At 64.3% G+C, this 18,573-nt stretch carries 17 protein-coding genes; all 17 read left to right on the forward strand.

Annotated elements, in window-relative coordinates:
• Nucleotides 1-82 precede the first annotated feature (82 nt).
• From flxA to NQ559_RS06260, 17 genes are read left to right on the forward strand one after another with little or no spacing between them, the layout of a single operon-like run.
• Nucleotides 83-1,606, forward strand: coding sequence for a flexirubin biosynthesis tyrosine ammonia-lyase FlxA (gene flxA, locus NQ559_RS06180; protein WP_018695690.1), 1,524 nt, complete (start codon nucleotides 83-85; stop codon nucleotides 1,604-1,606).
• Nucleotides 1,603-2,079, forward strand: coding sequence for a hypothetical protein (locus NQ559_RS06185; RefSeq protein WP_018695689.1), 477 nt, complete (start codon nucleotides 1,603-1,605; stop codon nucleotides 2,077-2,079). The genes flxA and NQ559_RS06185 overlap by 4 nt, the downstream gene beginning before the upstream one ends.
• Nucleotides 2,063-2,803 carry a flexirubin biosynthesis SDR family reductase FlxB gene (gene flxB / locus NQ559_RS06190; protein ID WP_026318327.1) on the forward strand — a complete coding sequence of 247 codons (741 nt, stop codon included), beginning with the start codon at nucleotides 2,063-2,065 and terminating at the stop codon, nucleotides 2,801-2,803. The genes NQ559_RS06185 and flxB overlap by 17 nt, the downstream gene beginning before the upstream one ends.
• 4 nt (nucleotides 2,804-2,807) lie before the next feature.
• Nucleotides 2,808-4,031, forward strand: coding sequence for a beta-ketoacyl-[acyl-carrier-protein] synthase family protein (locus NQ559_RS06195; protein ID WP_026318326.1), 1,224 nt, complete (start codon nucleotides 2,808-2,810; stop codon nucleotides 4,029-4,031).
• Nucleotides 4,032-4,045: 14 nt separating this feature from the next.
• Nucleotides 4,046-4,294 carry a phosphopantetheine-binding protein gene (locus tag NQ559_RS06200; RefSeq protein ID WP_018695686.1) on the forward strand — a complete coding sequence of 83 codons (249 nt, stop codon included), beginning with the start codon at nucleotides 4,046-4,048 and terminating at the stop codon, nucleotides 4,292-4,294.
• Nucleotides 4,284-5,162, forward strand: coding sequence for a lysophospholipid acyltransferase family protein (locus NQ559_RS06205; protein WP_018695685.1), 879 nt, complete (start codon nucleotides 4,284-4,286; stop codon nucleotides 5,160-5,162). The genes NQ559_RS06200 and NQ559_RS06205 overlap by 11 nt, the downstream gene beginning before the upstream one ends.
• Entirely contained in the window at nucleotides 5,132-6,517 is a 1,386-nt protein-coding gene (locus NQ559_RS06210; protein WP_026318325.1) for a lipid biosynthesis B12-binding/radical SAM protein, read from the forward strand. Before NQ559_RS06205 ends, NQ559_RS06210 begins: the two co-directional genes overlap by 31 nt.
• Nucleotides 6,493-6,933 (forward strand): hotdog family protein, encoded by a 441-nt coding sequence (locus NQ559_RS06215; RefSeq protein ID WP_018695683.1) that lies wholly within the window; start codon nucleotides 6,493-6,495, stop codon nucleotides 6,931-6,933. Before NQ559_RS06210 ends, NQ559_RS06215 begins: the two co-directional genes overlap by 25 nt.
• Nucleotides 6,933-7,376: an acyl-CoA thioesterase gene (locus NQ559_RS06220; protein ID WP_018695682.1), complete on the forward strand. Its 444-nt coding sequence runs from the start codon at nucleotides 6,933-6,935 to the stop codon at nucleotides 7,374-7,376. Before NQ559_RS06215 ends, NQ559_RS06220 begins: the two co-directional genes overlap by 1 nt.
• A complete protein-coding gene (apeE, locus tag NQ559_RS06225) occupies nucleotides 7,361-9,685 on the forward strand; it encodes an ApeE family acyl carrier protein (protein ID WP_154654013.1) in 2,325 nt (774 codons plus the stop codon). The genes NQ559_RS06220 and apeE overlap by 16 nt, the downstream gene beginning before the upstream one ends.
• The gene (locus tag NQ559_RS06230) at nucleotides 9,682-10,845 is read left to right on the forward strand and encodes a beta-ketoacyl-[acyl-carrier-protein] synthase family protein (protein WP_018695680.1); all 1,164 of its coding nucleotides are present in this window, start codon (nucleotides 9,682-9,684) and stop codon (nucleotides 10,843-10,845) included. The genes apeE and NQ559_RS06230 overlap by 4 nt, the downstream gene beginning before the upstream one ends.
• Nucleotides 10,842-11,879: a beta-ketoacyl synthase chain length factor gene (locus tag NQ559_RS06235; protein ID WP_018695679.1), complete on the forward strand. Its 1,038-nt coding sequence runs from the start codon at nucleotides 10,842-10,844 to the stop codon at nucleotides 11,877-11,879. The genes NQ559_RS06230 and NQ559_RS06235 overlap by 4 nt, the downstream gene beginning before the upstream one ends.
• Entirely contained in the window at nucleotides 11,870-12,556 is a 687-nt protein-coding gene (locus NQ559_RS06240) for a polysaccharide deacetylase family protein (protein WP_018695678.1), read from the forward strand. The genes NQ559_RS06235 and NQ559_RS06240 overlap by 10 nt, the downstream gene beginning before the upstream one ends.
• Nucleotides 12,553-13,170, forward strand: coding sequence for a flexirubin biosynthesis/transport protein LolA2 (gene lolA2 / locus NQ559_RS06245; protein ID WP_018695677.1), 618 nt, complete (start codon nucleotides 12,553-12,555; stop codon nucleotides 13,168-13,170). Before NQ559_RS06240 ends, lolA2 begins: the two co-directional genes overlap by 4 nt.
• Before the next feature lie 17 nt (nucleotides 13,171-13,187).
• Nucleotides 13,188-13,556, forward strand: a complete 369-nt coding sequence (locus NQ559_RS06250; protein WP_018695676.1) for an ApeI family dehydratase — start codon at nucleotides 13,188-13,190, stop codon at nucleotides 13,554-13,556.
• Nucleotides 13,541-14,710 (forward strand): DUF2062 domain-containing protein, encoded by a 1,170-nt coding sequence (locus NQ559_RS06255; protein ID WP_026318324.1) that lies wholly within the window; start codon nucleotides 13,541-13,543, stop codon nucleotides 14,708-14,710. The genes NQ559_RS06250 and NQ559_RS06255 overlap by 16 nt, the downstream gene beginning before the upstream one ends.
• The gene (locus tag NQ559_RS06260; RefSeq protein WP_018695674.1) at nucleotides 14,703-18,572 is read left to right on the forward strand and encodes a trifunctional MMPL family transporter/lysophospholipid acyltransferase/class I SAM-dependent methyltransferase; all 3,870 of its coding nucleotides are present in this window, start codon (nucleotides 14,703-14,705) and stop codon (nucleotides 18,570-18,572) included. Before NQ559_RS06255 ends, NQ559_RS06260 begins: the two co-directional genes overlap by 8 nt.
• Nucleotide 18,573: the final 1 nt, after the last annotated feature.

The raw sequence follows: 18,573 nt of genomic DNA on the forward strand, positions 1-18,573 counted from the left end.
GACGATATAAACAAAAAAACAAACTTATAAATATTTATTGAGATAGTTTTTGTAATTTTGGAGCCATAAACCGGCTCAAAAAATGCTACGTTCGAACCTAAATACCATAAACGACCGGATTTTCAACAAGGCCGCAATACAGATCGACGACGAAGCCCTGCGCGAAGTGGAGGCGTGTTACCGTTTCCTGGAGGAATTCGAGCAGGGAAAGGTCATCTACGGCATCAACACGGGGTTCGGCCCCATGGCACAGTACCGGATCGGCGACGCCGACCTGAACAGCCTCCAGTACAACATCATCCGTTCGCACAGCTGCGGCGCGGGCGAAACGCTGCCCGACATCTGCGTGCGGGCGGCGATGCTGGCGCGGCTGCAAACGTTCCTCAACGCCAAGTCGGGCGTGCACCCCGACGTGGTGCGGATACTGGCCGATTTCCTCAACAACGAAATATACCCGCTCGTGCCGCGCCACGGCAGTGTAGGCGCAAGCGGCGACCTGGTGCAGCTGGCGCACATCGTACTGGCGCTGATCGGCGAGGCGGAGGTCTCGTTCCGGGGCGAAACCGTCCCGGCTACCGAGGCGATGGCGGCATGCGGCATAGCGCCCCTCAGGCTCCGCATCCGCGACGGGCTGGCGCTCACGAACGGCACGGCCGTGATGACGGGCATCGGACTGGTGAATCTGGCCCAGGCGCGCCGCCTGCTGGGGTGGGCGGTGAAGGCGTCGGTGATGCTCAACGAAATCGTGGAATCGTACGACGACTTCATGGCCGGGGCGCTCAACGAATACAAACTCCACGCGGGGCAGATCGAGATCGCCCGGCAGATGCGCGCCATATGCGCCACGAGCCGCCGGCTGCGCAAACGCGAAGCGGAACTTTACAGCGGCGACACGGGCGCGGCGCCCACCTTCAGGCACAAGGTGCAGCCTTACTACTCGCTGCGGTGCATCCCCCAGATCCTGGGGCCGGTGCTCGAAACGATCTCCCAGGCCGAGAAGATCCTCGTCGAGGAGTTCAACGCGGTGGACGACAACCCGGTGGTAGACCCCGCGGCGGGAACGATCTACCACGGCGGGAATTTCCACGGCGACTACGTGTCGCTGGAGATGGACAAGCTCAAGATCGCCGTGACGAAGATGACGATGCTCGCCGAACGGCAGTTGAACTACCTTTTCCACGACCGCATCAACGAGACGCTGCCGCCGTTCGTGAACCTCGGCAAGCTGGGGCTCAACTACGGGTTGCAGGCGGCGCAGTTCACGGCGACCTCGACCACGGCCGAGTCGCAGACGCTCTCGAATCCGATGTACGTCCACTCGATCCCGAACAACAACGACAACCAGGATATCGTGAGCATGGGAACCAACGCGGCGATGCTCACGCGGCAGGTCGTGGAGAACGGGTACCAGGTGGTCGCGATCGAGATGCTGGCGCTGGCGCAGGCCACGGATTACCTGCAATGCGCCGGGGAGCTCTCCGACACTACGCGGCAACTGTATGCCGACATCCGGGCCATCGCGCCGCGCTTTGCCGACGACAGGCCCAAGTACAGGGAGATCGCCGCCATCGAAAACCTCCTGAAAACCCATCCCGCTTCCCTATGAAAAACCTTCTGACCACCCTGACGGCGGCATTGTGCGCTCTTTTCTGCGCATCCGCCCAAGACATTTCGCTGGGACGGTTGACGGCCGACGGCAACCGGGTTTATGTCGAATTCATCGACGTGAGGAACAATATCGAAGACGACGCGAAACCTTTTATCGCGGCGCTGAAGGGGCCCGAATGGAACCGCTGGCAGGTGGTGGACGACAAGGCCGACGCAGATTTCGTACTCCGCATCCGCGTCGAAAAGAAGGGCTCGGGGTTCAGCATCTCGTGGGGTGCGCGTATGTTCACGACCGTTTCGATTCTGACCACCGACGGCCGGGAACTTTGGCGCGCAAAGCTCCAGAAAGGCCGCGCCAGTGAATTCACGGGGTTCAACGCCCAGGCGGATGCCGCACGCAAAGTCGTACGCCGCTCGCTGGGAGAGGAGTTGCAGGAAGCTATAACCGCAGAAAATGGCAAAAACAAATAAATACGCACTCGTGACCGGCGGCAGCCGGGGCATAGGCCGCGAAATCTGCCTCAAACTGGGCGGGTGCGGCTACCACGTGCTCGTCAACTACAAGTCGAACGCCGCCGAGGCCGAAAAGACCCTGTCGGGCATCCGCGCCGCGGGCGGCGACGGCGAGGCGCTGCAATTCGACGTGGCCTCGGGCGAAGAGAGCGCGGCGGCCATCGCCGCCTGGCAGAAAGCGCACGAAAGCGCCTGCATCGAGGTGGTGGTGAACAACGCGGGCATCCGCGACGACGTGCTGATGATGTGGATGGAACCGCAGCAGTGGCACTCGGTGATCGGCACCAGCCTCGACGGGTTCTACAACGTCACGCGGCCGCTGCTCAAGGGGATGCTCGTAAACCGTTTCGGGCGCATCGTCAACATCGTCTCGCTCTCGGGCATCAAGGGCCTGCCCGGGCAGGCCAACTACGCCGCGGCCAAGGGCGGCGTGATCGCCGCGACGAAGGCGCTGGCGCAGGAGGTGGCCAGGAAGGGGGTGACGGTGAACGCCATCGCCCCGGGGTTCGTGCGCACGGACATGACCGCCGACATCGACGAGGCGGAGCTCAAGAAACAGATACCCGCCGGACGCTTCTGCGAACCGGCCGAAGTCGCCGACCTGGCGATGTTCCTCATCTCGGAACAAGCCTCCTACATCACGGGGGAGGTCATTTCGATCAACGGGGGATTATATACCTGAGACCATGGAGAAGAGAGTAGTTATCACCGGAATGGGCATCTGGGCCTGCATCGGAAAAAATACGGAAGAAGTCACGCAGTCGCTCCGCGAGGGACGCTCGGGCATCGGGCTCGACCCGGCGCGCAGGGAGCTGGGATACATCTCGTCGCTGACGGGGATCGTGGAACAACCGAACCTGAAAGGGGTGCTCGACCGCCGCAAGCGGCTGTGCCTGCCCCAGCAGGGCGAATATGCCTACATGGCCACCGCCGAGGCGATGCGCAACGCGGGGATGGACGAAGCGTACCTGGCGGCGAACGAGGTGGGGATCATCTACGGCAACGACAGCAGTGCGGCGCCGGTGATCGAGGGGATCGACATCATCCGCGCCAGGCGGAACACGGCGATGGTCGGCTCGGGCAACATCTTCCAGTCGATGAACTCGACCGTGACGATGAACCTCTCGGTGATCTTCAACCTGCGGGGCATCAACCTCACGCTCTCGGCGGCCTGCGCCAGCGGGTCGCACGCCATCGGCATGGGCTACCTGATGATCAGGCAGGGGTTGCAGGAGCGCGTGGTCTGCGGCGGCGCACAGGAGGTGAACCTCTACTCGGTGGGCAGCTTCGACGGGCTGGGGGCATTCTCGACCCGCGAATCGGATCCCACGGCGGCATCGCGCCCATTCGACAAAGACCGCGACGGCCTGGTGCCGAGCGGGGGTGCGGCGACGGTGATCCTCGAAAGCCATGAATCGGCCGTCGCACGGGGCGCGGAAATCCTGGGCGAAGTGGTCGGGTACGGGTTCTCGTCGAACGGCGAGCATATCTCCGTGCCGAACGTCGACGGCCCGCGCCGTTCGCTGCTGCGGTGTCTGGAGGACGCCCGAATGCGGCCCGAGGAGATCCCCTACGTCAATGCGCACGCCACCTCGACGCCGCTGGGCGACTACAACGAGGCGGAGGCGATAGCCGGGGTATTCGCCGGTTGCAACCCCTACGTGGCGTCGACCAAGTCGATGACCGGCCACGAAATGTGGATGGCCGGGGCCAGCGAAGTGGTCTACTCGATGCTGATGATGCGGCACGGGTTCATCGCCCCGAACATCAACTTCACCGAGGGCGACGAGGCCACCTCGAAGCTCAACATCCCCGTCCGCAGGGTGGACACGGAGTTCGACTGCTTCCTCTCGAACTCGTTCGGCTTCGGCGGCACCAACTCGACCCTGATCGTTAAGAAATACAAATAAACCCTTTCCTAAAAATGACAGAACAGGAACTCATAGAAAAGATCAATACCGTACTGGCCGATGAATTCGAAGTCGACCGGACGACCATTACGCCCGAAGCCCCGCTGCTGGAGACGCTCGACCTGGACAGCCTCGACCTGGTGGACGTCGTGGTGATCGTCGACAAGAACTTCGGCGTAACGCTCACGGGCCCCGATTTCAAGGAGCTGAAGACCTTCCGGGACTTCTACGACCTGATTATCAGCCGGACGAATGGGAAATAACGGCAAGCAGTGGAGCGGACGCTCGCGCGGCGGCGGTTTCGGATACAACTTCTTCATCTTCCTGATGCGGGTGTCCGGGATACGGGGCGCGTATGCCTTCCTCTCGCTGGTAGTCGTCTATTTCATACCCTTCGCACCCCGCGCCACGCGGGCCATATGGTTCTATAACCGCCGCATCCTGGGATACGGCCGGCTTCGGGCCGCGGTGAAACTCTACGCCCACTACTATGCGCTCGGCCAGACGATCATCGACCGGGTGGCCATCGGCAGCGGCATGGAGCGGAAATACAAATTCGAATTCGAAAACTACGACGCTTTCCTGCGCGTGCTCGACGGCGGGCGCGGGGCGGTGATCATCGGCGCACACGTCGGATGCTGGGGCACGGGGGCCGGGTTCTTCGGGGACTATGCCCGCAGGATGCACCTGGTGATGTACGACGCCGAGTTGCGGCAGATCAAAAACGTCATGGACAAGCACTGCAAACAGGAGGGCTACAAAGTGATCGCGGTAAACGAGGGCGGCATCGAGTCGATCCTCCGCATCAAGGAGGTGCTCGACCGCAAGGAGTACGTCTGCTTCCAGGGCGACCGCTTCGTCGAAGGCAGCCCGACGGCGAAGGCGCCCTTCATGGGGCGCGAAGCGCCGTTCCCGGCAGGGCCGTTCGCCGTCGCCGGGAAATTCCGCGTCCCGGTGGTATTCTACTATGCCATGCGCGAGCGCGGCAGGCGCTACCGGTTCATCTTCGACATCCCGGACGGGCAGCCCATGACCCGCGACGCCGTGCTAGGCAGCTACGTACGCTCGCTCGAAGCCGTGGTGAGACGCTACCCGCAGCAGTGGTTCAACTTCTATCGGTTCTGGTCGTGAGCGCATGTAGCATATTACTCGTATCGGCCAACCGGCACACCTCGCCCTACCCCGTTTATCCGCTCGGACTTTCGTACCTGAAAACCTATCTGGAGCGCACGATAAGCGGGATACGCGTCGATATGGCGGACTGCAACCTGCTCACGGACGGGCAGCTGGCGGAGCGTATCCGCATGCTGGCACCCCGTTACATCGGGCTGTCGCTGCGCAATGTCGACGGGGCCAACTCGCTCGACCGGCGGGGTTTCCTGCCCCAGTACAGGGCGCTGGCGGACGTCATACGCGCGGCAAGCGACGCCCCCCTGATCATCGGCGGCGCAGGGTTCTCGATCTACCCCGAGGCTTTCATGCGGGAGCTGGGCGCCGACTACGGCATCCACGGCGAAGGCGAAGGGCCGCTCGCGGAGCTGATCGGGGCGCTGGAGCGCGGCCGGACGGAGATCGACATCCCGTCGGTCTACACCCGCGACGGACGCCGCGGAAGCGGCCGCAGGAGCTACCTGCCGTCGATCGAGGTGCAGTTCGAGCCCGAGTTAACGGGCTATTACTGGAAGCGGAGCGGGATGCTCAACATACAGACCAAGCGGGGATGCCCCTACGACTGCATCTATTGTTCGTACCCCTCGATCGACGGGCGGTGCGTGCGGACGATGGATCCGGAGGCGATCGCCGGAAACATCCTCCGCGCCAAGCGCGACTACGGGATCAGCTACCTGTTTTTCACCGATTCGGTGTTCAACATCAGCCCGGAATACAACGTCCGGCTGGCCGAGACGCTGATCCGCCGCCGCACGGACATCCGCTGGGGCGCCTACTTCTCGCCGCGGGGCATCGACGCTGAGCAGATGCGGCTGTTCCGGGCTTCGGGGCTTACGCACATCGAATTCGGCACCGAGTCGTTCTGCGACCGGACGCTGGAGGCTTACGGCAAGCATTTCACGTTCGGCGACGTCGTGCGGGCAAGCCGGCTCGCGCTGGACGAGGGCGTCTACTACGCCCACTTCCTGATCCTGGGCGGCTACGGCGACACGCGCGAAAACGTGCGCGAAACGATCGAAAACTCGCGGAGGATGGAGTACACCGTCATGTTCCCCTATGCGGGCATGCGCATCTACCCGCATACGCGGCTGGCGGAGCTGGCCGCGAAAGAGGGTGCCATCGGCCGGGACGACGACCTGCTGGGGCCGACCTACTACCTCTCGTCGGACTTCGACCTGGAACAGGTGCGGCAGGCCGCGCTGGCCACGGGTAAGGCATGGGTTTTCCCCGACGACCCGCAGAGCGCGCTGGCGGATACGCTGCGATTGAAACGAAATAAAAAAGGGCCTTTATGGGAGTACCTGAGAAAACCCTGATTACGGCGGGCGAGATACTGGACTGCATCCCGCAGCGCACGCCGATCGTGATGGTCGACACCTTCTACGGCATCGACGAGCAGGGATGCGCACGCAGCGGGCTGACCGTTACGGCGGACAACCTGTTCGTCGCGGACGGGGTGCTGGACGAGTGCGGCATCGTGGAGCACATCGCCCAGTCGGCCGCCCTGAGGGCGGGTTACATGAGCCGCACGATGGGCCAAAGGGTGCTGCTGGGGTACATCGGCGCCGTGAACGACCTGAAGGTGCACTTCCTGCCGCCGGTAGGCAGCAGGCTCGTCACACAGAACGTGATCGAACAGACGGTGATGAACGTAACGCTTCTTTCGGCGCGGACGGAATGCGACGGGAAACCCGTCGCCGAGTGCCGGATGAAAATATACCTGGAAGAGTGATGGTACGCAGGAAAAAGACCGAGGCGAGCCTCGTGAACAAAACCTCGCTGCGCGTGAGGTTCAGCGAAGTGGATTCGATGCAGATCGTGTGGCACGGCGAATACGTGCGCTATTTCGAGGACGGGCGCGAGGCGTTCGGCCGCGAATTCGCAGGGCTGGGTTACATGGACATCTATGCCAGCGGCTACACGGCGCCGATCGTCGAGTTGCACCTGCAATACAGGAAACCGCTGAAAGTGAATGACTCGGCCGTGGTGGAAACCCGCTATATCGCCACCGAGGCGGCGAAGGTCTGTTTCGAGTACACGATCCGCAGCGCCACCGACGGCGAAGTGGTGGCCGAAGGCAGTTCGACGCAGGTGTTCCTCGACAGCCGGGGCGAACTGCAACTGCTCGCGCCGGAATTCTACCGCAAATGGAAAGAGCGATGGGAAGTGAAATAACGGTCTGGTGGGGGCCCGACGACATGGTCTCGGCGCTGGGCTTCGGCACGGAGGAGAACATGGCCGCCGTACGCGCCATGAAAAGCTCGCTGGCGTCGTGGCACGACAGTACGCCCGTATGCCTGATCGACCGGAAGCGGCTCGGGGCGCTGGCAGCGGAAAGGCCGGGGCTGGCGGCGGAACGACCGGCAGGAAAGACCGGGGCGGCCGCAGCGGAGCCAGCGCCGGAGCAAACGGCCGGGGCGGCCGCAAATCCGGCGGCGGCAGGACAAACGGCGGAAGCGGCAGCCGGGCCGGCATGGGAAACGACCGGGTCACCGGCGGGGTCACCGGCAGGGGCGGGACAACCCCCTGCAGAGTATACATGTATGGAACGGCTCGTCCTGGCGACACTGGGCGGGGTGGTCGCCCGCTCGGGGGTCACGCCCGCCGACAAGCGGGTGCTGATCGTCCTGGCGACGACCAAAGGGGAGATCGGGTCGCTGGGGAGCGCCCCGGAGCGATGCGACCTGAACAGAACCGCGGAGGTCGTGGGGCGTCATTTCGACGCCGCGCACCGGCCGCTGCTGATCTCGAACGCCTGCATCTCGGGGGTTTCGGCCATCGTCATCGCGGCGCGGCTGATCCGCAGCGGCCGGTACGACCATGTCTTCGTGGCGGGATTCGACCTGCTGAGCGACTTCATCGTCAGCGGATTCAACGCCTTCAAGTCGGTGAGCCCGACGCTTTGCCGTCCCTACGATGCGGCACGCGACGGGCTGACGCTGGGCGAAGCGTGCGGCGCCGTCCTGCTGACACGCGACCGACGGCTCTCGGCCACGGGCGTGAGCGTGGCGGGAGGCGGAATCTCGAACGACGCCAACCACATATCGGCGCCTTCGCGCACAGGCGACGGGCTCTGGTACGCTATCCGCGCGGCACTCGCCGAGGCGGGAATCGGGGCCGGGGAGATCGGGCTGGTAAACACCCACGGCACGGCGACCGTCTACAACGACGAGATGGAAAGCAGGGCGCTGCACCTCGCAGGATTGTGCGGCGTGCCCTGCAACTCGCTGAAGCCCTATTTCGGACATACCCTGGGGGCTTCGGGCGTGATCGAGAGCATCGTTACGGTACGGGAGCTGTGCGAGGGCACCTGCTTCGGGGTGAAGGGCTACGCGAAGTGCGGGGTACCCTACCCGCCCGACGTGAGCGCCGCGCACCGCAAGATACGGACGGACGCGGCGCTGAAAACCGCCTCGGGATTCGGGGGCTGCAACGCCGCGGTCGTATTCCGCCGCGCAGCGGGCCCCGACGCCGCGCCCGGAAATGAAACGGCAACGGGACAAGGGTGTGGGCCAAACACAGATGTGCAAGGCGGGAACGACTGCCTGGAGGCTGCCTGTGCCCGAAGCGGAACGGCTATGAGCGCGAATGACCGGGCGCGTGGCAAAAATGCGGTCGGGCACGGGAATCCGGACACCGGAGAAAAGGCCGGCGGCCATGCGGAAACCGGCACAGGACGACACGGCAGCGGAATCCGCTGTCACGATACGGCTCACGTCGTCATTGCGCAACACCCTTCGCTGCCGTTCGACGCCTTCATCCGCGAAAGATACCGGGCGCTCGCAGACCCGAACATGAAATTCTCGAAGATGGACGACCTGTGCAAGCTGGCCTACGTCGCCTCGTGCGAACTGCTCTCCGGACACAGGCCCGATTGCCCGGCGGAGCGCATCGGCGTGGTGATGGCCAACCGCAGCGCCTCGCTCGACAGCGACCGGCGCCACCAGGCGATCATCGACGCCGGGGACGGGTGCGGGGCTTCACCGGCGGTGTTCGTCTACACGCTGCCCAACATCATGCTGGGGCAGGTGGCGATCAAGCACGGGCTGAAGGGAGAGAGCACTTTTTTTGCGTTCCCGGACAAAAGCAGTAACTTTATCCGGGAATACGCCGCTTCGCTGATCGCCGAAGGGCGCATGGACGCCGTCCTGTGGGGCTGGTGCGAATTCGACGGCGGCAGCTACGACTGCGAACTGACATTAACCGAAAAAACGGGACAAAATACGATGGAAGATCTGGAACTGCAACTCAAACAACAAATTATCGAAGCGCTGAACCTCGAGGAGATCACCGCCGACGAGATAGCGACCGACGCGCCGCTGTTCGGCGACGGGCTGGGACTCGACTCGATCGACGCACTGGAAATCACCCTCCTGCTCGAAAAACACTACGGCATACGGCTGGCAAACCCGGCCCAGGCCAAACCGATATTCTATTCGGTAGCCACGCTGGCCGACTATATCCGCAAGAACCGCCCGCAATGAGCATAGCCGTCTGCGGCATAGGGATCGTCTCGGCCATCGGCATCGGAGCCGGGGAGACGCTCGGGAGCCTGCGCACCGGACGCAGCGGAATCGGGAAGCCGACGCTTCTCGGTTCTGCTGTCGGCGTGCCCGTGGGCGAAGTGAAACGGGACAACGCGGCGCTCGGGGAGCTGCTCGGCATCCCGGAGCGCGAACATCCCTCCCGCACCGCCCTGCTGGGCATGGCGGCGGCCGCACAGGCCGTGGCGGATGCGGCGATCCCCGCCGGGGCGCGCGTAGCACTCGTCTCGGGCACCTCGGTAGGCGGCATGGATCTGACGGAGAATTTTTACCGCGACTTCCGCACGGACAAGGCGAAAGGGAGGCTGCGCGACGTGGCGGGGCACGACTGTGCCGACAGCACGCAACGGATCGCCCGCCACTGCGGTATCGGAGGTTACACGGCGACGGTCAGCACGGCCTGCTCGTCGGCCGCAAACGCCATCGTCACCGGCGCCCTGCTGCTCGGGAGCGGCATGGCCGACTATGTGGTGGCCGGGGGCACGGATGCCCTCTGCCGTTTCACGCTCAACGGCTTCAACTCGCTCTCGGTACTCGACCGGGAGCCCTGCCGTCCGTTCGACGCCACGCGAGCCGGGCTGAACCTGGGCGAAGGGGCGGGTTACCTCGTCCTCACGCACGAAAGGCCAGGCATGCGCACCTACTGCCGCCTGGCGGGATATGCCAATGCCAACGACGCCCATCACCAGACGGCCTCGTCGCAAACGGGCGAGGGCGCATACCGCGCCATGGCCGGGGCGCTGGCGCAAAGCGGGCTGCGCCGCGTGGACTACATCAACGTCCACGGCACGGCGACCCCGAACAACGACCTCACGGAAGGCACCGCCCTGCGGCGGCTGTTCGGCGGACAGGTGCCGCCGTTCAGTTCGACGAAAGGCTACACGGGCCATGCGCTCGCCGCGGCGGGAGGCATCGAGGCCGTATTGGCGGTGCTGGCTATCACACACGGGCTGCGCTACGGCAACCCCGGATTCGCGGAGCCGATCCCGGAACTCGGGCTGCACCCCGTAGCACGGACGCAAGAGGCCGACGTACGTTCGGTGCTCTCAAATTCGTTCGGGTTCGGCGGCAACTGCTGTTCGTTAATCTTTGCCAAATGAAACTCTACGTCAACTGCATCACATCGGGCGCCGGGCTGCGCCGCGACATCAAGGAGCTGATCCCCGAAATGAACCTCCGCCGGAGGATGAGCCGCGTGGTGAAGTCGGGCGTCGCGGCGGGCATCGAATCGCTGCTGGAATTCGGCGACCGGGCGGCGGTCGAGGCCGTGGTCACGGCCACGGGGCTGGGGTGCATCGCCGACAGCGAGAAATTCCTCGACTCGCTGATCGCCAACGAAGAGCGGATGCTCAACCCGACGCCGTTCATCCAGTCGACGTTCAACACGGTCGGGGCGCAGATCGCCCTGCTGCGCGGGCTGCACTGCTATAATACGACCTACGCCAACCGCTGGACGAGCTTCGAGAACGCCCTGACGGATGCCGCACTGCGCATCGGCGCGGGGCTGTCGCGGGCGGTGCTGGTCGGGGCGTTCGACGAGACGACGCCGTCGGCCGGGATAATCCTGCAACGCCTCAGGGTGGCACAACAGGGCGGCTGGGGCGAATCGTCGGTATTCTTCGTGCTGACCGCCGAAGCGTTCGACACCTCGGTCGCGGCGATCACGGGGATCCGGTTCCCGGACGGCACAGCCATCGGGGAAAGCGCCGGCAGTGAATTCCCGGACGGGGAAAGCGCCGGCACGGGAAGAATCCACTCCCGGGAAGACGCCGGCACAAGGACATCGGCCGGGGACAACGCCGGCCGTGAAATCCCGGCCGGGGGAAGTCCCGGCACGGGGGCGGCCGCCGGGAACGGGGAGGAACCGGGGAATACGCCGCAAAGCGGCGAGCGCCGGACTATACGTGCGTCGATGAGCGGCGTGACGCCCCATTTCACGGCCATCGCCGAGGTGTTCCGCCGCGTGGTCGCCGGGGAGGCCGGGAATACGGGTAAGGCCGGAAATATCGGGAACGCCGGGAGCATCGAGGACACCGGGGACATCGGGAACGCGGGGAACGCCGGGCAGAGGATCGTGCTTTACAACGATTTCCCGGGCAGCACCGTATCCGCCATCGAATTGACATGTATGTAATTATCGCCATAATCGCCGCGGGGTTCGCCCTTTTCTACTGCTCCTACCAGATCAGGCTGGGGGCGTATGTCCGCAGCCTGTGCCGCAACCGGGCGGCGGGGCACGTCGTGGCGCTGACGTTCGACGACGGGCCCGACCCCGAGCAGACGCCGCGCGTATTGGACACGCTGAGGGAACACGGCGTACGGGCGACCTTCTTCCTGATCGGCAGCAAGGCGGAGCTGCACCCGGAGATCGTACGCCGCATGGCCGCCGAGGGGCACGCAATCGGCATTCACACGTGGAGCCACAGCCCCGGCTTCCCGATGCGGCGAAGCGGGGCGATGGCGGCCGACATCCTGCGGTGCAGGGAGTCGCTGCGCGGGATAACCGGCGTGGAAACCGACCTTTTCCGGCCCCCCTACGGAGTCACGAACCCGATGGTGGCACGCGCCGTGAAACGGACGCGAAGCCGCTGCGTGGGCTGGAGCATCCGCTCGCTCGACACGCTCCGGCACCGCAGCCGCGAGGCCGTGGCACGCCGTATCCGCCGACGGCTGGGCGACGGCAAGGTGATCCTGCTGCACGACGACCGCCCCGGCGCCGGACGCCTGCTGGCGCTGGTGCTCGACGACCTCGAACGTCGGGGGTACCGCACGGCGACCGTATGCGAACTGTTTAAAACCGAGAAACCATGAAGATAGCGTCACTTCTTTTCATCCCCGCCCTGCTCCTGTCGGGGCTCACGGCCCGGGCCGGGCTGCCCGCGTCGTTCAAAGAGCGGCTCGCCGAAGCCAGCCGCGAGAACAGGACTATCCAGTGCGACTTCACGCAGCGCAAACAGGTGTGCCGCATGAAGAACGAGATCGAGCTCAAAGGCCGCTTCTATTACGACAACAGCCTGGCCATGGCGCTCGACTACACCGTGCCCGAAGGCGACAAGGTGATTATCCGCAACGACCGCATCATCCTCAAAACGGCCGGGCAGGTGACCCAGACCGCGACGTCGGCCAACCCCATGCTGCAACAGGTGGCGCTGATGATCCGCGCCAGCATGACCGGCGACCTCTCGCAGTTCGGCCAGGGGTGGCAGATCGGCTACACCGAAAAGGAGGGTGTCGGGGAGGTGAAAATGGTTCCCGAGTCGAAGCGCGCCCGCAAGTACATCGACTCGATCACGCTCTGCTTCGACCTGAGGGACATGACCTTAGACCGCATGGAACTCTGCGAGACCGAGGGCGGGCATTCGGTCTACGAATTCCGCAACAAGCGTTTCAACCTCCCGGTCGACCCCGCAAGGTTCAACCCGTAACCCAGAGACCACACCCGATGCAAGACCTGTTCACCAGCATAGACAACTACTTGGCCCAGGAGGGGCATTACGCTTTCCGCGTGCGGCTCGATGCGTCGCACCCGGTCTACCGGGGGCATTTCCCGGGGCACCCGGTGCTGCCGGGGGTCTGCACGCTGCAACTCGTACGGGAATGCCTGAACCGCGGCACGGGGCGCAGGTTCCGCTATGCGGCCATCCGCGAATGCAAGTTCCTCGGCATGGTCGTGCCGCAGGCGGACGAACTGCTGGAGATCGACATCCGGGTGGGGGACGACACGCCGGAGGGCACGAGGCTCTCCTGCACGATTACGAACCACGGAAAGACGGTGCTCAAACTCAGGGGCACCGTATGCGAAATGCCATGACCATCGAGCGGAACGACATACTGGCGGTGATCCCGACCTACAACAACGAAAAGACCCTCGCCCGAGTCATCGGAGAGGTGCGCCGCTACTGCACGGACGTGCTGGTGGTGAACGACGGGTCGACCGACTCGACGGCGGGGATAATCGCCGGGGCGGGCGTCGGGAGCATCTCCTACGCCCCGAACCGGGGCAAGGGATACGCCCTGCGCCGGGCGCTGCGCTACGCCGCGGAGCACGGCTACCGTTACATGCTGACGATCGACTCGGACGGGCAGCACTACGCCTCGGACATCCCGAAATTCGTCGAAGAGATCGCAAAGACCCCCGACGCACTGCTCGTGGGGGCACGCAACCTGAGGTCGGACAACATGCCGGGCAAAAACACCTTCGCCAACAAGTTCTCGAACTTCTGGTTCCGCGTGGAGACGGGCATCCGCCTCGACGACACGCAGTCGGGGTTCCGGCTCTACCCCGTGCGGCGGATGAAGGGGATGCGTTTCGCGACGCGCCGCTACGAGTTCGAGGTCGAAGTGCTGGTACGCGCCGCATGGCGCGGGATCGAGGTGCGCAACATCCCGGTGAGGGTTTTCTACCCCGAAAAGGCCGAGCGCGTGTCGCATTTCCGCCCGGGCAAGGACTTCACGCGCATCAGCATCCTCAACACGCTGCTCGTGCTCGGGGCGCTGCTGTTCTATTATCCCTGGCGGTTCCTGCGGTCGCTCACCCGGGAGAGAGTCCGGCGTTTCATAGCCGACAACATCACCCGGTCGAAGGACTCGAACCCGCGGCTGGCCGCCTCGATCGGGCTGGGCGTCTTCTTCGGCATCGCCCCGCTGTGGGGCTACCAGATGATCGCGGCCGCCGTTACGGCGCATTTCACACACCTGAACAAAGCCGTGGCGGTTATCAGCTCGAACATCAGCATCCCGCCGATGATCCCGTTCATCCTTTACGGAAGTTACTGGACGGGGGCGCAGGTCTTGCAGCGCGACATGCCGCTCTCGCTCTCGGACATCACCCTGGAACGGGTGGCCGCAGACCTCGTACAATACATCGCGGGCAGCTTCACGATGGCCGCCGTATGCGGTGCGGCCGCGACGGCGGTCGGCTATGCCCTGCTCGTACTCTGTAAACGCACGCCCGGCCATGAATAAACTTTTCATCACCCTCTACGACTTCTTCGAACGGCGCCGCGCACTGCTCTGCACGGTGCTGGCAGTGCTGGTCGCGGCGATGGGTGCGGCGGCCCTGCAACTGCGTTTCAGCGAGAACATCACCGGCTTCTTCCCCGACGGGGAGCGGAAGGCCGCGGCGGCATTCTCGAACCTGAAGATCAAGGACAAGATCGCCGTGATGATAAATGCCCGGGAAGGTGCAGAAGGCACGGGAGCCACGGCGGAGGGGATGATGGCCTGCGCCGACCGGCTGGTGGAACTGCTCGAAGCCGATACGCTTTTCCACCGCTGGGCACAGGCCGAGGCTTCGTTCGGCAGCGAGCTGGCGGACGACATGCGGGCGTTCCTGCAAGGGCACCTGCCGCTGCTGCTCACCGAGGCGGACTATGCCCGCATGGACACGCTCCTCACGCGGCAGGGCATCGCGCGCGCGATGGAGAGCAACTACCGCAGGCTGCTGTCGCCCGTCGGCGGGTTCATCGACGAATACATCTACGACGACCCGCTGGGGCTGTCGTTCGGGGCACTGGGAAAATTACAGGAGCTGAATATCGGGGGCAATTACACGCTCTTCGACGACTACCTCTTCTCGAAGGACATGACGACGCTGATGGTCTTCATCTCGCCCCGGTACGAGAGCAGCGACACGGGCATCGGCGATCGGCTGGTGGAGCGGATCGAAGCGGTGCTGGCCGGCCTGAACGCCGAGTACGCCGCCCAGGGCATCTCGGCCGACTACTTCGGCGCCCCGGCCGTGGCCGCATACAACGCGCGGCAGATCAAGCACGACATGATGCTGACGCTGAACATCGCCATCCTCGTCATCGTGGTGTTCATCACCCTCTCGTTCCGCAACAAGCTGTCGGTGCTGCTGGCCCTGATCCCCGTAGCGCTGGGCGGATTGCTGGCGCTGGCGGTCATGTCGCTCGTGTGCCACACGATCTCGGCCATAGCCGTCGGGGCAGGAACCGTCGTCATGGGCATCGCACTGAGCTACTCGATACACATCCTCTGCCATGCCAACCACTGCCACGACCCGCGGCAGATCATCCGCGACCTGGCCTACCCGCTGACGATCGGCAGCATCACGACCATCGGCGCCTTCGCCGGGCTGCTTTTCACCGACTCGCAGCTGCTGCGCGACTTCGGGCTCTTCGCTTCGCTGACACTGGTCGGAACGACGCTGTTCAGCCTCGTCCTGCTGCCCCACCTGATCCGTAAGGAGGATCGCGGGGGGGGGTCGGCCGTGCTGGAAGGCGTGGAGCGGCTCACGGGTATGCGCCCCGACCGCAACCGCATGCTGGTGGCGGCGATACTCGGGCTCACGGCGGTATGCCTCTTCTTCTTCAACCGCATCGGCTTCGACAGCGACATGATGCACCTGAACTACAACGCACCCCATCTGGCGCAGGCCGAGGAGCGTCTGGGCCGCCTGATGGACGACGACCGGGAACGTTCGAAGGTGCTCTTCCTCACGGCGGCCGACACCCCGGCCGAAGCCGTGGACAGCTACCTGCGCCTGGGACGGCAGCTCGACTCGCTGAAACAGGCCGGGAAGATCGACTCCCATGCCGGGGTGACCTCGTTCGTGGTGGACAGCGCCGAGCAGCTGCTGAGGCTGGAGCGCTGGCGAAAGTTCTGGACGCCGCAGCGCCGCGAAGTGCTGCGCGCAGGAATCCGGGAGGGCGAAAGGCGCTACGGATTCGCCGAAGGGGCCTTCGACGGCGCACTGGAACTGGCCGGAAGGGAGTACACGAAACTCGACTACTCGTCCCCGGCGGCACGGGAGGTATTCCGCGAATGGATCGACGGGCACGGCGCGACACCCATATTCCTGAGCCATGTGACATTGCCCGACAGCTGCAAGCACGAGGTTTACGCCGTGTTCTCGGCGGCGGACGACATCGTGGTCGCCGACCGGGCGTTCTACGCCGGGAAAATGGCGCGGAGCGTGAACCACAACTTCTACCTGATACTCTCGATCTCGTCGATACTGGTCACCGTGGCGCTATTCCTCTGCTACGGGCGTATCGAACTGACGCTGATGTCGCTGCTGCCGATGGGCATCAGCTGGGTCATCATCCTGGGACTGATGGCGATGTTCGGCGTGGAATTCAACATCGTGACGATCATCCTCTCGACCTTCATCTTCGGCATCGGCGACGACTTCAGCATCTTCATCATGGACGGGCTGCTGAGCGAATACAAGACCGGGCGCAGGATGCTCGACACGCACAAGACGGCGATCTTCTTTTCGGCCTTCACCGTCGTGGTGGGGCTCGGGGCGCTGATCTTCGCACGCCACCCGGCACTGCACTCGCTGGCGACGATCTCCCTGTTCGGCATCGTCGCCGTGGTGCTGGTCTCCTACACGATACAACCCGTGCTGTTCCGGATGCTGATCACCTCGCAAACCGAAAAGGGCGGGGCGCCCTACACGCTGGGGAGCCTCGTGAACACGGCCTACGCATTCGGGTTGTTCGTGACGGGCTGCCAGTTGTTGCAGGCGCTGATCTTCACGCTCTGGCCGCTGCCGATGGCACGCCGCCGCAAACAGCGCATCGTGCAGTGGTCGATCCACCACATGACGCGGGGATTCCTGCGGGCGATGGTCACGACGAAGACCATACGCCTGAACGAGCCGGGCGAACGGTTCGAAAAACCGGCAGTCGTGATCGCCAACCACCAGTCGTTCATCGACATCCTGGTGCTGCTGAGCATCTGCCCCAAAGCCGTGATGGTGACCAACGGCTGGGTGTGGCGTTCGCCGGTATTCGGGCGTATCGTCCGCTACCTGGGGTTCTACCATGCGGCGGACGGATACGAACGCCTCGCCCCGGCACTGGCGCAGAAAGTGGCCGAAGGGTACAGCGTGATCGTCTTCCCCGAGGGGACGCGCTCGGCCGACGGGAAGATCGGACGTTTCCACAAAGGGGCTTTCTACCTGGCCGGGGAACTGGGGCTGGACATCCTGCCGATCTGCCTCTACGGCAACGGCATGATCTCGTCGAAAAGGCAGCCCATCTATATCAAACACGGGCTGGTGGTAAGCCGCGTGCTGCCGCGCATGGCCGCCGACCCCGCAAACTGCTCGGCGCAGGCCAAGGCCGCCTGCCGTCTGATGCGCCGGGAGTACCTCGGGCTGTACGAAACCTACAACAGGCCGTGCAACCCCTATTTCCGCGACATGCTTATCAAGAGCTACACTTACAAGGGCCCCGTGCTGGAGTGGTACATGCGCGTCAAGGTGCGGCTGGAGCGGAGCTACGAGTTGTTCGACCGCATCGTGCCGCGCGATGCGGCGGTCGTAGACCTCGGGTGCGGGTACGGCCCCCTGAGCTACATGCTCGCCATGCTCTGCGAGCGGCGGCGGGTCATCGGCATGGACTACGATGCGGAAAAGGTCGAGACGGCCGGACAGAGCTTCCTGCGGCGGCCGGGCATCGAGTTCATCCACGCCGACCTGCGCACGGCGGAGCTGCCAGGGGCAGACGCCTTCCTGCTGGTCGACGTGCTGCACTACATGCGCCCCGAAGAACAACGGGCGCTCATCGGGCGCTGCGCGGCACGGCTCAACGCAGGCGGACGGATCATCATCCGCGACGGCGACAGCGGCAAGGCCGAGCGGCACAAGGCCACGGCGATGACCGAGGTGTGGTCGACGAAGATCGTGGGGTTCAACAAGACCGACGGCGGGCTGCATTTCACCTCGACGCCCGAGCTGGCCCGGATCGCCCGCGAACTGGGCATGGAGATACACGCCGCGCACAAGGACACGCGCACGTCGAATACGGTATACATACTGAGCCGGCGGGAAACGGACAGCGGAAAGGAGGAGTGAC

The sequence above is a fragment of the Alistipes onderdonkii genome, from assembly GCF_025145285.1.
In the GTDB taxonomy this organism is placed as follows: domain Bacteria; phylum Bacteroidota; class Bacteroidia; order Bacteroidales; family Rikenellaceae; genus Alistipes; species Alistipes onderdonkii.

Excerpts from the sequence above, each read along its gene's own strand:
- flxA (WP_018695690.1), top strand. The coding sequence starts at position 83 with ATGCTACGTTCGAACCTAAATACCATAAACGACCGGATTTTCAACAAG.
- NQ559_RS06185 (WP_018695689.1), top strand. The coding sequence starts at position 1,603 with ATGAAAAACCTTCTGACCACCCTGACGGCGGCATTGTGCGCTCTTTTC.
- flxB (WP_026318327.1), top strand. The coding sequence starts at position 2,063 with ATGGCAAAAACAAATAAATACGCACTCGTGACCGGCGGCAGCCGGGGC.
- NQ559_RS06195 (WP_026318326.1), top strand. The coding sequence starts at position 2,808 with ATGGAGAAGAGAGTAGTTATCACCGGAATGGGCATCTGGGCCTGCATC.
- NQ559_RS06200 (WP_018695686.1), top strand. The coding sequence starts at position 4,046 with ATGACAGAACAGGAACTCATAGAAAAGATCAATACCGTACTGGCCGAT.
- NQ559_RS06205 (WP_018695685.1), top strand. The coding sequence starts at position 4,284 with ATGGGAAATAACGGCAAGCAGTGGAGCGGACGCTCGCGCGGCGGCGGT.
- NQ559_RS06215 (WP_018695683.1), top strand. The coding sequence starts at position 6,493 with ATGGGAGTACCTGAGAAAACCCTGATTACGGCGGGCGAGATACTGGAC.
- NQ559_RS06220 (WP_018695682.1), top strand. The coding sequence starts at position 6,933 with ATGGTACGCAGGAAAAAGACCGAGGCGAGCCTCGTGAACAAAACCTCG.
- apeE (WP_154654013.1), top strand. The coding sequence starts at position 7,361 with ATGGGAAGTGAAATAACGGTCTGGTGGGGGCCCGACGACATGGTCTCG.
- NQ559_RS06230 (WP_018695680.1), top strand. The coding sequence starts at position 9,682 with ATGAGCATAGCCGTCTGCGGCATAGGGATCGTCTCGGCCATCGGCATC.
- NQ559_RS06235 (WP_018695679.1), top strand. The coding sequence starts at position 10,842 with ATGAAACTCTACGTCAACTGCATCACATCGGGCGCCGGGCTGCGCCGC.
- NQ559_RS06240 (WP_018695678.1), top strand. The coding sequence starts at position 11,870 with ATGTATGTAATTATCGCCATAATCGCCGCGGGGTTCGCCCTTTTCTAC.
- lolA2 (WP_018695677.1), top strand. The coding sequence starts at position 12,553 with ATGAAGATAGCGTCACTTCTTTTCATCCCCGCCCTGCTCCTGTCGGGG.
- NQ559_RS06250 (WP_018695676.1), top strand. The coding sequence starts at position 13,188 with ATGCAAGACCTGTTCACCAGCATAGACAACTACTTGGCCCAGGAGGGG.
- NQ559_RS06255 (WP_026318324.1), top strand. The coding sequence starts at position 13,541 with ATGCGAAATGCCATGACCATCGAGCGGAACGACATACTGGCGGTGATC.
- NQ559_RS06260 (WP_018695674.1), top strand. The coding sequence starts at position 14,703 with ATGAATAAACTTTTCATCACCCTCTACGACTTCTTCGAACGGCGCCGC.